This window comes from Xanthomonas sp. 10-10 (assembly GCF_040182365.1).
GTDB classification, from domain to species: Bacteria; Pseudomonadota; Gammaproteobacteria; order Xanthomonadales; family Xanthomonadaceae; genus Xanthomonas; species Xanthomonas arboricola_F.
Genome location: NZ_CP144460.1, coordinates 4035793 through 4048699, shown reverse-complemented (window position 1 = coordinate 4048699; position 12907 = coordinate 4035793). Strand labels below are relative to the sequence as shown.

Sequence of the window (12907 nt, the reverse complement as noted above, 5' to 3'; positions counted from 1 at the left end):
GTTGCTGGCCGATCGCCGCTGTAGCCCGATCGATCAACGGCGCTGTTGTGACGGAGCCGATGCCGCCGGGTCGGATGCGGTGGTTTCCGGCTGCGGTGCAGCATTGTCTTTGCCTTCTGGCCGCAACGCATTTTCCGAGCTACTGTCGATCAGTATCACGGGCACCTGCGAGCGTCGACGCTGTTCCAGGCGATGCGGCAAGGGGTCCAGTGCCTGGCGCAACGCGCTCAGTGCAGGGTCCACACCGCGTAGCGGGTACCACAGGCCGATCAGGCTGAAGTGGCGGCTGTAGCGCAGCGTCTGCGTGCTGCCTACCCACAATGGCTGCGCATTGGGTTGCAAGCGCGCGGCTGCAGGCCACAGGCGCAACACATGCACGTGCCCTGGCGCGGCATGACGCACCATCAGCAAGGCTTCAACCTGGGTGTCCAGCGTGGCCGGCAGGATCGGAACTTCGTCCGGGCGGCCACTCACATCCAGCAGATGCAGCGCCTGCTCCCAGCCCGCCTGCGGTTGTGCCCGCCAGCCGCGCGCTTCGAGCTGGCGTTGCAGCGGCGCGAGCGGGCCGGCAACCTGTACGTCCAGCGGCCAACGTTGGTCGTCGTCGAATTCATTGCGGCGTGCCGGCAGCAGCCGCCATTGCCCCTCCCACCAGTCGCTGGCGGGCAGATCCATCAGCAGCGGCGGTGGCGGCTCGAACTTGGCCAGCTTGGTGTCGAGATTGCGCGGCGCAAAGAAGATCGCGCAGCCCACGAACACGCCGTAGAAGGTCCACGACACCGGCTTGACCCAGAACGCGCGGGTGGCGCGGCGCCGATATGCAATGCCCAGCACCAGCAGCCAGAAGATGCCGAACAACATGCCGCCGACCACGTCGCTGAGCCAATGCGCGCCCAGGTACAGGCGTGCGAAGCCGATCAGGGAGACGATCGCGCCACTGACCAGATATGGCCACACCCGGCGCCGGCCGGGCAGTTCGCGCGCGATCAGCAGCGCGAAGAAGCCAAAACCGATCGTGGCCATGGTGACCGCCACCGACGGAAACCCGAAGCCGCTGCTGGCGGCCGGCGGGCGCACCACCTGGACAGTGGCGCCCAGCAGTTGCGTCAGCGCCAGGCCAAACGCCAGTGCGATCACCCAGTGCGTCACCGCCATCCAGCGGCGCCGCCAGGCCAGGTAGCCCATCGCTGCGGCGATCGCCGGCAACAACACCTGCCAATCGCCCAGCGAGGCCAGCGCGACCATCGGGTAATCGGCCAGCGGGTTGCGCAAGGCCAGCATCAGGTCGTGCACGGCCAGGTCCACGCGCAGCGGCTCGCCATGCGCCAGCACCACCATCAGCAACACGAACCAGCCCCAGCCCAGCAGCAACAGCATCAGCGCCATCATCGCCAACGGGACCGACTCGCGTCGGCGTGGGTCGAACACGCTGACCGACCAGTTGCCCAGCACCGGGTGCCGATGCGACCACTCCAGCAGCCGCGCCAGCAGGGCATCCAGATGGCCTGCCGACCAGCGGTACGAATACAGCACCATGGCCCAGGCCAGGCCGATCACCGCAGCCAGCAAGGCGACCACCACGAACAGGCGCCCGGCCACTGCGGCCACGGCGTCGTAGGCGGTGCCCAGTACCCAGCCCGGCACCAGAAACAGCAGCGCCCACGACACGCAGGCCAGCCCGCTGGCAACCAGGTAGCGCTTGAACGGCATGTGCGACATGCCGGCGATGGCCGGCACGAACGGCCGCACCGCGCCGACATAGCGTGCGATCAGGATGCTCTTGAAGGCATTGCGCCGGAACAGCAGCTCGCCGCGTTCCAGCAACTGGGGATAGCGGCGGAACGGCCAATACGTGTGCAACTGGTGACCCCAGCGATGGCCCACCCAGAAACTCAGCGCATCGCCGACGAACGCGCCCAGCGTGGCGCAAACCACCGCATACGGCCCGTTGATCTGGCCGAGCCCGATCAGCACGCCGATGGCGAACAGCAGCGGTAGCGCGGGCACGATGGCGCCGAGCACGATCACCGCATCACAGAATGCGATGGCAAAGATCACCACGCCAGCCAAGGTGGGGTGGTGTCCGATCCACTCCAGCGTGGCGTCGATCCATGAGTTCATTCCCGAATTATAGGTGGGCATGGCGACGACTGACTTGCGCCACGCTCACATCGGGCGGTTGGCTTCACCTGCGGTTGCAACCAGGCGGCTGCGCGCGCCGATGGCATCGGCGTGCACATCAATGGCGGTATGGCGATGCCGGCCGCCCGCCTACAATGGGGGATGAGTCACGAGCCCGCAGGCAATCTGCCGCTGAAGTCCGATACGTTCGGGCGCATTTTGTTGATCCGCGACGCCGGCCGGGTGTTCGTGCGGCGCGACCTGAGCGTGGCGCCCTGGGGCCTGCGGGGTGTGGCCTGGTGGCTGGCGCGGCGCGAAGCGCTGGCGCTGCGCCAGCTGGATGGCCTGCCGCACACGCCACGTTTGCTGCATTGGGATGGGCGCCATCTGGACCGCAGCTATCTGGCCGGCGATGCGATGTACCAGCGCCCGCCGCGCGGCGACCTGGCGTATTTCAGGCAGGCGCGCCGGCTGTTGCAGCAGCTGCATCGGTGCGGCGTGGCGCACAACGATCTGGCCAAGGAAGCCAACTGGCTGGTGCAGGACGATGGCAGCCCGGCAGTGATCGATTTCCAGCTGGCGGTGCGCGGCCACCCACGCGCGCGCTGGATGCGTCTGCTTGCACGCGAGGACCTGCGTCACCTGCTCAAGCACAAGCGCATGTATTGCCCGGCCGCGATCACCCCGGTGGAACGCCGCGTGCTCAAGCGCAGGTCATGGGTGCGCGAGCTGTGGTTCGCCACCGGCAAACCGGTCTACCGCTTCGTGACCCGCCGCGTGCTGCACTGGGAAGACAACGAAGGGCAGGGGCCGAAGCCCTGAGTGGCAGGGATTGGGGATTCGGGATTGGGGATTCGCAAGAGCGTATGGCTTGAGCGGTGGGTTGGTCGGTAGGAGCAATGAAAGAATAAGCTCTTACGAATCTCCAATCCCGACTCCCTAATCCCATGACGTTATCAGGCAAGACCCTCTTCATCACCGGTGCCTCGCGCGGGATCGGTCTTGCGATCGCGCTGCGGGCTGCACGCGACGGAGCCAATGTGGTCATTGCCGCGAAATCGGCGGTGGCCAATCCCAAGCTACCAGGCACCATCCACAGCGCGGCCGAGGCGGTGACGGCGGCAGGTGGTCAGGCGCTGGCGCTCAAGTGCGACATCCGCGACGAGGAGCAGGTGCGTGCGGCCGTGGCCGCCACGGTCGAGACCTTCGGCGGTGTCGATATCCTGGTCAACAACGCCAGCGCGATCTGGTTGCGTGGCACGCTGGACACGCCGATGAAGCGCTTCGACCTGATGCAGCAGGTCAATGCGCGCGGCAGTTTCCTGTGCGCGCAGGCTTGCCTGCCGCATCTGTTGAAGGCGCCCAATCCGCACATTCTCACCCTGGCGCCGCCGCCGTCCTTGAACCCGGCATGGTGGTGCGCGCATACCGGCTACACGCTGGCCAAGATGGGGATGAGCCTGGTGACACTGGGGCTGGCCGCCGAATTCGGCCCTCAGGGCGTGGCGATCAATGCGTTGTGGCCGCGCACGGTGATTGCCACCGATGCGATCAACATGCTGCCGGGTGTGGACGCCGCTGCCTGTCGTCGCCCGGAAATCGTGGCCGACGCCGCGCATGCGGTGCTGACGCGCGCCGCGGCCGACTTCCACGGGCAATTCCTGATCGATGATGAGGTGTTGACGCAGGCCGGCGTCACCGATTTCAGCGGCTATGCGGTCGATCCGTCGCGGAGCCTGTTGCCGGATCTGTTTCTCGACTGAGCGGCTCACACAACGCCTGTGCCCACCGATAGGCGGGCACGGCCGGTGCTCGGTGCAGCCTGTGCCGCTTCTACGGTGCGGTGCTGCGGTGCGCCGTCCGTACCCGTCTGGCGATTGCGCGCTGTGGTCTTTGTCGCTCCGAGCGCGATGCAGGCGTCGTGCGCAGATGCATCGATGCACACACGTAAGCCACTCTTCAACACAAAACCGATTTCCCCTGCGCGCATCGCCGCATGCAGTGCAGACGAGTGCCGGCGTCCACCACGATCCCGGGCACGCTGATTTCACACCACAGTTTGCTATCGTGCGCGGCTGAAACCGTTTCCAACAAGGACGTTTGCCTGTGTTCCCGATGCCGCGTGCGTTTGCGCCCGCCCTGTTCGTGCTTGCGCTTGGCGCCGGCTGCAGCAAACAGACCACGCCAACCGGCAACGCGGCGGCCAGCAAGGGCGCCGATGTGCCGCACGATGCGCAGCACGCACTCAACGCCAAACTCGGTGCGTATATCGATTGCTTCAACCGGGTCGATCTGCCGCTGCATGCCGGCGCCAAGCATTACATCGGTTCGATCGACGATGCGGACGCCGGCCCGAGTGGGCGCGAAACGCGCGTTGCCGGCCCGTACGACATCAGCGACTTCGACATGAAGCAGTGCGATGCGCCGGTCAGTGCGGCGGCTGCCGCGCAACCGTCGCTACCGGCACTGGACACGGCGGCCCGGCAATATCACGCGGCCCTGCAGGCGCTGCGGCCGATCAGCCACCAGGTGGCCGATTACTACGCGCGTCAGGATTACGAAGACGACCAGTTCGCCAAGGGCAAGCAACTGCACGCGCCGTTGATGGCGGCGCTGGAGCGTTATGCGCAGGCCAGCAGCGCATTCGGTGCCGAGCTGGAAGCGCAAAACGATGCAGCGCATCGCGAAATGCTCAAGACACTGGAGCGCGAGCAGGGACGCACGCGCGAGTATTACCGGCTGTCGATGATGCTCGATGCCAAACAACTGACCGACGTGCTGCAGGAAGATCGGTTCGACATCGCGCGTGCAAACACGCTGCTGGAGGGCTTCAACCGGCTCTCGGACGAGGCGCATGCCAAGGTGGCCGACCAGGAGCCGGACAAACTCAAATGGAACAGCTTCGAAACCGCTGCGGAAGACTTCCGCAAGCAGGCCAAGTCGCGCGTGAAGCGCGTGGTCGACAAGACCCCCTACAGCCGCATCGAAGAGGGATGGCTCGATAGTCCCTCGCTGGCCCCGGAAGGATCGCCGCGCAAGTTGCTCAATACCTACAACGCGCTGGTGTCCGAGAGCAATCGCCAGTAACTGCCAGCGTCATTGCACGATACAGCGCGTGCGGCCATCCGCACCGCGCTGACGGCGACGCGCGCGATCGGCCATCGCTCGGGTCAGCTCACTTCTTCACCACTGCACAGGAAACATCGCATGCCTCATCCACGTCGTTACGCACTGCTCAGCGCAGCTGTCGCACTTGCCGTGCTGCTTGCCGGCTGCCAGAAAGAGGCGCCGGTCGCCGCTGCGCCCGATGCCGACAAGGTCAATGCCTACATCGCCTGCTTCAACGGTGTCGAGCAGCCGCTGCACGAGAGTTACCAGACCTACACCGGCTGGATGAAGGATCCGCAGGCCGGGCCCACCGGCAAGGAAGACACGATCCGTGGGCCGGGCACGGTGCTGTCGCATCGGGTCGAGGCCTGCGGCGCACCGATGACGGCCGCATTGGCGCAGCAACCGGCCAACGCCGAACTCGACCCGGTGGCCAAGACGTATCAGCAACGGTTTGCCACGCTCAACGAGCGCATCGAAGAAACGGCGCGGTACTACGAGCGCGAGGATTATCTGCGCGACGAAGGCAAGGGCATGCGTGCATTGCATGCGCCGTTGATGCAGGCTTATGCAGCGTTCTTCGAGGCGGGCGAAGCGATGAATGCGGCGCTGGATCGCAACGAAGACATGCGTCGCCAGGCGCAGATCGATGCGATCGAAAAGGAAGAGGGTCGCAGTGCCTCCTGGTATCACCTGAAGATCATCGGCGAAGGCAAGCAGCTGGCGCAGGTGCTCGACAGCGACGCGCCGGATCTTGCCGCAGCGCAATCCCAGCTCGCACGCTACCAGGGCATTCTGGAAGAGGCGCAGAAGGCCAAGGTCGGCCAGGGCGATGCCATGTGGGGCCACATGGAACGTTCTGCCGACAAGCTGGCGCGCGAGTCGGGACGACTGGTCGAGCGTATCCGCACCAAGACACCATTGAACAAGAGCGAGCAGATGCTGCTGGAAAGTGGCTCGCTTCCACCGGGCGGCACGCGCCAGGCCGTGCTGGCCAGCTACAACGATCTGATCGACATGAGTAATCGCATGTCGCATTGATGCTGTGCATGCATTCCTGTCGCGTTGTGTCAGCGCATCGCGCGGGTGATTGCGCAGGCTTCAACGACGCTACGATCTGGAACTTCAGCGCCGTTGTATGTTTCCAGGCAGGGTTGGTCGAGGGCGCGGTGCCCTCGCCGCTCGCGGGACACGCCGCAAGTACGTCCCTACAGGCTCGGTGGCGGCATCCATGCCGCCACACGGTCCCGCAACCGGCGAGGACACCGCACCTGGAAGTTTCAAGGTTGCTTCATTGAAAGCCTGCTCATTGCTCGGCTTGTCTTGGATGACTAATGAGGCGTGCTCTTATAAAAACGCGCACGTCATGCTCTGCTTGCACCCGAACACCGATCGTCTCGACTGGTCCTTGTCCGCTCACCGTCGCGGGACCTTGAGCGGCATGGATGCCGCGTAAGAGCTCACAAGGACGTACTTGCGGCGTGTCCCGCGTGGTGGGCGGGCAAGGGCCCTGCAGCCAAGCGACAGATCGTCCGCTCTGCGACTGGTCTATCCGCATGATCCGACCACTCCTAAACAAAACACCGGGTTTTCTGATCGCTGCGGTCTTTGGAGTCAGGCGGAAGCTCAGATCGTCGGAGGCGCGATGCCCTCACCACTTGCGAGACATGCCGTGAATCCGTGCACGGAGGCCCCACGGCGGCATCCATGCCGCCAAGGGTCCGGCAATCGGTAACGACACCACACCTGCCAGCTTGGTGGTGTGCCGATGGGAATCGCAACGTCGACTGGGGCATCAATCGGTGGCCGCAGTCGTCGCATTAAGTCCGCAGTACCGCGTCAGCCGTTGGCGATCTCCGGCAGCGGCTCGGCGCATTGCCGGCAATAGCGCGCGTCGGTGGCGTGGCCTTCCAGCCCGCAGCGCGCGCAGTTGCGAACGTCGCGCCGGCCGGTGTGGCCGCCTTCGCGCAGCGTGGTGGCCAGTTCGGCGGTGTAAATGCCGGTGGGTACGGCGATGATGCTGTAGCCGATCAGGATCAGTGCCGAGGTGACGAAGCGGCCCAGGGTGGTCTGTGGCACCAGATCGCCGAAGCCCACCGTGGCCATGGTGACGATGGCCCAGTACATGCTGGTCGGGATGCTGGTGAAGCCGTGTTGCGGGCCTTCGATGACGTACATGGTGGCACCGGCGATCACGGTGATGGTGAGCACGGTGAACAGGAACACCAGCACCTTGCGGCGGCTGCGCCATAACGCGTCCACCAGTTGCCCGCTTTCCTGGATGTAGCGGGTGAGCTTGAGGATGCGGAACAGGCGCAGGATGCGCAGTACGCGCACCACCAGCAGGGTCTGCGCGCCGGGCACGAAAAACGATAGGTAACTGGGCAGGATCGACAGCAGATCGATCACGCCCCACACGCTGAGCGCGTAATGCAGCGGGCGCCGCACCACCGCCAGGCGCAACGCGTATTCGATGGTGAACAGCACCGTGAACGCCCATTCCAGCGGCACCAGCCAGTGCGCCGAATGCGAATGGATGCGCGGCACGCTGTCGATCATGATCACCACCACGCTGGTGAGGATCGCCACCACCAGCATCAGATCGAAATTGCGCGATGGACGGGTGTCGTGGCGGTAGATGATGTCGAACCATTGCCGGCGCCAGCCGTCGTCGGTGGCGGGAGTGAGCTGGGGATCGGAGAAAGGGCGCATGCGCGCATTGTGCCGCAGGCCGGCGAATGCGCGAGAATGCGGGTTCTCCCTCCGCTTCTGCGACCCACCATCATGAGCACCGCTGCCGATTCGCCCCTGTCCCTTGCGCACTACTACCTGCCGGTGTATCGCCCGCGCCAGGTGGTGCTGGAGCGCGGGCAGGGCAGTCGTGTATGGGACGATGCGGGGCGCGAGTATCTGGATCTGTCCTCCGGCATCGCGGTGAGCGGGCTGGGCCATAACGATGCGGATCTGGTCGCCGCGCTCACCGAGCAGGCGGGCAAGCTGTGGCATACCAGCAACATCTTCTACAGCGAGCCGCCACTGCGGCTGGCCGAGGAGCTGGTCGGCGCGTCGCGGTTTGCCGAGAACGTCTTTTTGTGCAACTCCGGCACCGAGGCCAACGAGGCGGCCATCAAGCTGGTGCGCAAGTGGGCCAGCACTCAGGGCCGCCCGGCCGACAAGCGCGTCATCGTGACGTTCCGTGGCAGCTTCCACGGCCGCACGCTGGCTTCGGTCACCGCCACCGCGCAGCCGAAGTACCAGGAAGGCTATGAGCCGCTGCCAGGCGGATTCCGCTATGTGGATTTCAACGATGTGGCGGCGCTGGAAGCGGCGATGGCCAGCGGCGACGTGGCCGCGGTGATGGTGGAGCCGATCCAGGGCGAGGGTGGGGTGATGCCGGCTGCGCCGGGCTTCCTGGCGCAGGTGCGCGCGCTGTGCGATCGGCACGATGCCTTGCTGGTGCTGGACGAGATTCAATGCGGCATGGGGCGCACGGGTACCTTGTTCGCGCATTGGCAGGAGCAGGTGACGCCGGACATCGTGACGCTGGCCAAGGCGCTGGGCGGCGGTTTCCCGATCGGTGCAATGCTGGCCGGCCCCAAGGTGGCGCAGACCATGCAGTTCGGCGCGCACGGCACCACCTTCGGCGGCAATCCGCTGGCTGCCGCCGTGGCGCGCGTGGCGTTGCGCAAGCTGGCGTCGCCGCAGATTGCCGAGAACGTGGAGCGGCAGTCGGCGGCATTGCGTGCCGGCCTGGAGACGCTCAATGCCGAGTTCGGCCTGTTCGCACAGGTGCGCGGGCGCGGGTTGATGCTTGGTGCGGTGCTGGCACCGGCGCATGCCGGGCAGGCCGGTGCGCTGCTGGATCTGGCGGCCAAGCATGGGTTGCTTGTGCTGCAGGCCGGCCCGGATGTGCTGCGCTTCGTACCGGCACTCAATCTAACCGACGCCGAGCTGGCCGACGGCCTGGCCCGCCTGCGTCTGGCGATTGCCGAGTACGCCGCGCAGCGGTGAGTGGTTGCTGGGTCTGTTGCGTGGTGGTGGCTGGTAGGGCGCTGATTGGTGAGGGTAGGGAAGGCGTGTGTGCGCTTGTTGTTTGTGGAGCGCGTAAGGCAGTAGCAGGGGACGCGCCCTGCGTCGCAACCCTTTCCCTCACCCCAACCCCCGCTCCGCGCCCCAGCCCGCGTTTGCGACGCGGGCGCTCCAGGGCACGCGCGCCAGTGGCGCGCAAACCGCGCCTTCTCGCCCCCAGGGGAGGGGCCTGAGCGGCAGTTCGACTGCCTGTCCTTCTCCCGCACGGCGGGAGAAGGCGGCGTGCAGCGCCGGATGAGGGGGCGCACGAAGCCGCCCCCAATCCCCAATCCCCAATCCCCAATCTCACCCCAACCCATACCGCTTCAACACCCGCCGCAAGGCGCGCGCATCGCGCACGGTATCGGCATGCAATCCGGCGGCACGGGCGCCGCGGACGTTGACGAACAGGTCATCGACGAACAAGGTGCGTGCCGGGTCCGCATCCAGCTGCGCAAGCGCGCGTTGATAGACCTCCTGCTGCGGTTTTCTGCCGCCCAGCGCACCGCTGCACAACACGCGGCCCTGCAATAGCGGAAACAGCGCTGGCACGATCCGCGCGATCGCCTCCGTCATCAGCGGGCCGTTGTTGGTAAGTACCGCCACCGCGGCGGTCGTCGACACCGCCAGCACCTGCGCCACCACTGCGGGGTCCGCTCGGCAGGCTGCCACGCGCGCCGCAATCCAGGTGGCGCAGTCGATCGGATGCCCCAGCCCGTCGCTCAACTGGGTCAGGTAGGCCTGCGTGTCGAGGGCGCCGGCATCGTAGGCGCGCTCCAGTCCCTGCTCGAACAGCACCTGCTGCACCCGCTGCGGCGGGCATGCCGCAGCACTCGCCAATGCGGCCAGCCGGCGTGGGCGCGAATAGCTGGCCAAGACGCCGTCGAAATCCAGCAGCAGCAAGGACGGAGGGGCAGACGGCATGGGCATGCTCGCGAGGCGGGCATCGCAGCGTTGTCGATCTGCCGCTGCATCGCAAGCGTACGGGATCTGCTATGCCCGCAAAGGCGCAAACGGGTAGGCGCGTGATGCGCGAGCTCATACGCCCGCGCACGGCATGTGCGAACGCCCGATCGCCAACGCCCGGCGCCTGCACGAGCACGCCACACGGGCAGTTGCGCTGCGTATTCAAATTTTCCAGTACGGAAACAACCTACCCGCACGCGCAGACCCTACCCTCCGCACCGCATCTGCGGCGCAACCGCGCTGGGTATGGTCGATCCATGCCGCAGTCGCGGTGTCAGCCGGTCTTGGGGAGCGGGTCCGGTCACTCAGCACGCACCATCTTCCAGGGGTCGATTGCATGCCTAAGCGCTTGAACACCGATCAATTGGCGGCCGCAATGGCCGCCATTCTCACCGCCGCCACGCGTCGCCACACGCTCGCTTCGATGACCTTGCTGATGTCTGGCGCATACAGCCTGCCGGTACTGGCGCAGGAGGCGCGCACCCTGGACGCGGTCAGCGTGGTCGGCACCGGCTCCACGCGCACCACCGCCTCCATTTCGATGGACGAGATCCAGGCCCAGGTGCCGGGCGTGGCACCGCAACAGCTGCTGGCCAGCCTGCCCGGCGTCAATGTGCAGACCACCGACCCGTTCGGGCTGTACGAGTTCGGCGATTCGATGACCATCCGCGGATTTTCCGCCAACCAGATCGGCGTGACCCTGGACGGCATCCCGATCGAAACCTTCGACACCCGCGAAGGCGGCCCGATCACCCGTTACGTGTCCAGCGAGAACCTGCTAGACGTCACCGTGTCGGCCGGCTCCGGCGATGTCACCCAGCCCTCCTATCACGCACTCGGCGGTGCGATCCGCTACACCAGTCTTCCGCCCAAGGGCGGCGATACCTGGAGCGGCAATCTCACCCAGACCATCGGCTCGGACGATCTGGTACGCAGCTTTGTCCGCCTGGATACGCCGAATTGGTGGGACGGCGGGCCGAGTGCATACATCTCCGCATCGCGCACGCAGGGCGCGGTATGGGACATGGAGCCGGCCACGCAGAAGAGCGATCACTTCGAAGCCAAGATCCGCCAGGCCTGGGACGTGGGCAGCCTGACCCTGGGCTGGATCTACAACAACCGCAAGGACTACGACGTGCAGTCGTACAACTCCGACGGTTCGGTGGCGTGGGATCTGCACGAACGTATCACCGGCAATCCGGAAGTGGATGCCGAGCATTACAGCGAATGGCAGAACGGCCGCCGCGACTCGTTGCTGAGCCTGCATGGCGATTTCCTGTTCAACGATGCGATCGGTGTCACCTTCACCGGCTACTACGAGAACAAGCATGGTTATGGCGTCGGCGGCACGCCGCCGAGCACGGCCACCGGCCTGTACAACGACGCCATCGCCGGCACGCCCGGGCGCACCGATATCGCCATCAACGACCCGCAGATCGTCGATGCCGATGGCAATGTCACCCGCGTCGGTGCGATGACGCGGCGCGAGGAAATCATGGGCGGCGATCGCTACGGCATGACCACTGCAGTGTCGTGGGAGACCGAGCACAACAAGCTCGAAGTCGGTGCGTGGTACGAGAATTACGACTTCGACCAGGTGCGGCCGCTGTACAACCTGGACCCAGCCACTGGCGCACTGCTAAAGGGCTCGCTGCCGATCGTTATCTACTACGACAATCACTTCTCCACCGAGGTGAAGCAGCTCTACATCAAGGACACGCTGCGCCTGCTCGATGACCGGCTCACCATGGAGTTCGGCGCCAAGGGGCTGGATGTCAAACGCGATTACAACGGCATCGCCAATCTCGATGATTTCAACGTCGGCGTGCGCCGCGATGTCACCATCAAGAACAGCGACTGGTTCCAGCCCCAGGTCGGCGCCAGCTTCCAGCTTGCCGAGGGCGTGCAGGTGTTCGCCAACTACGCGGAAAACTTCAGCTCGGCACCGCGGCTGGCGCTGACCTCCGGTGCCTTCAATCCGGATATCGCGCCGGAGGAATCCACCAACATCGATATCGGCATCCGCGCCGAATCCAGCCAGTGGAGCGGCTATATCGCCGCCTACAAGATCGACTACGAGAACCGCATCATCGCACTGACCGATCCGGACCCGCTGGTGGTTGCGCCCACCGTCTACGCCAACGTCGGCGACGTACAGACCTATGGGGCGGAGGTGTCCGGCATGTGGAAACCGGCGCCGGGCTGGCGGCTGGGTGCCTCGTTGACCTGGAACAAATCCGAATTCCAGGACAACTATTTCGGCCCGGTCAGCGGCAACCTTGTGCAGGTGGAAGGCAACGAAGTGCCGGACTCGCCCAAGGTGATGTTCAGCGTCAACGGCGGTTGGGAAGGCGAGCACTTCTTCGCCAACCTCGACACCAAATACACCGGCAAGCGCTATGGCGACACGCTCAATACCGACCAGGTGGATGCCACCTTCATCGTCAACGGCAGCGTCGGTTATCAAGGCGGCGATGCCGGCTTTCTTGCCGGTGGCCGGTTGCAATTGTCGGTCTACAACCTGTTCGACAAGGACGATGCGATCGGTGCGGTGTTCCCGAACGAAAGTTCCGGCTCGTACCAGTTGATCGCACCGCGCCAGTTGTTCGCCAGTCTGTCCTACAAGTTCTGAGGTGGTGATGCG

9 protein-coding genes are annotated in these 12907 nt (G+C 65.4%); 6 read left to right on the top strand and 3 right to left on the bottom strand.

From position 1 onward, the window contains the following. Window positions 1–33: 33 nt before the first annotated feature. Complete coding sequence (locus tag VZ068_RS16965) at window positions 34–2121, bottom strand: VTT domain-containing protein (protein ID WP_349655948.1); 2088 nt, start codon at window positions 2119–2121, stop codon at window positions 34–36. 162 nt (window positions 2122–2283) lie between these two features. On the opposite strand from VZ068_RS16965, the gene VZ068_RS16960 reads away from it, so the two are divergent. The 4 genes from VZ068_RS16960 (at window position 2284) to VZ068_RS16945 (ending at window position 6270) form a co-directional block, all read left to right on the top strand. Further along, the gene (locus VZ068_RS16960) at window positions 2284–2943 is read left to right on the top strand and encodes a serine/threonine-protein kinase (protein ID WP_259156330.1); all 660 of its coding nucleotides are present in this window, start codon (window positions 2284–2286) and stop codon (window positions 2941–2943) included. A gap of 125 nt (window positions 2944–3068) precedes the next feature. Continuing rightward, a complete protein-coding gene (locus VZ068_RS16955; protein ID WP_349655947.1) occupies window positions 3069–3884 on the top strand; it encodes an NAD(P)-dependent oxidoreductase in 816 nt (271 codons plus the stop codon). Window positions 3885–4236: 352 nt separating this feature from the next. Then, on the top strand, window positions 4237–5208 hold the full coding sequence (locus VZ068_RS16950) for a YiiG family protein (RefSeq protein WP_349657741.1): 972 nt from the start codon (window positions 4237–4239) through the stop codon (window positions 5206–5208). Window positions 5209–5328: 120 nt separating this feature from the next. Continuing rightward, window positions 5329–6270 carry a YiiG family protein gene (locus tag VZ068_RS16945; protein WP_349655946.1) on the top strand — a complete coding sequence of 314 codons (942 nt, stop codon included), beginning with the start codon at window positions 5329–5331 and terminating at the stop codon, window positions 6268–6270. Window positions 6271–7068: 798 nt separating this feature from the next. Here VZ068_RS16945 and VZ068_RS16940 read toward each other — a convergent pair. Then, complete coding sequence (locus VZ068_RS16940) at window positions 7069–7941, bottom strand: ion transporter (protein ID WP_349655945.1); 873 nt, start codon at window positions 7939–7941, stop codon at window positions 7069–7071. A gap of 72 nt (window positions 7942–8013) precedes the next feature. Between VZ068_RS16940 and VZ068_RS16935 the strand changes: the two genes are divergently transcribed. After that, on the top strand, window positions 8014–9240 hold the full coding sequence (locus VZ068_RS16935) for an acetylornithine transaminase (RefSeq protein WP_349655944.1): 1227 nt from the start codon (window positions 8014–8016) through the stop codon (window positions 9238–9240). 363 nt (window positions 9241–9603) lie between these two features. Here VZ068_RS16935 and VZ068_RS16930 read toward each other — a convergent pair whose 3' ends face one another. Further along, complete coding sequence (locus tag VZ068_RS16930) at window positions 9604–10221, bottom strand: HAD-IA family hydrolase (RefSeq protein WP_349655943.1); 618 nt, start codon at window positions 10219–10221, stop codon at window positions 9604–9606. A gap of 391 nt (window positions 10222–10612) precedes the next feature. On the opposite strand from VZ068_RS16930, the gene VZ068_RS16925 reads away from it, so the two are divergent. Continuing rightward, the gene (locus VZ068_RS16925; protein WP_349657740.1) at window positions 10613–12895 is read left to right on the top strand and encodes a TonB-dependent receptor; all 2283 of its coding nucleotides are present in this window, start codon (window positions 10613–10615) and stop codon (window positions 12893–12895) included. Window positions 12896–12907: the final 12 nt, after the last annotated feature.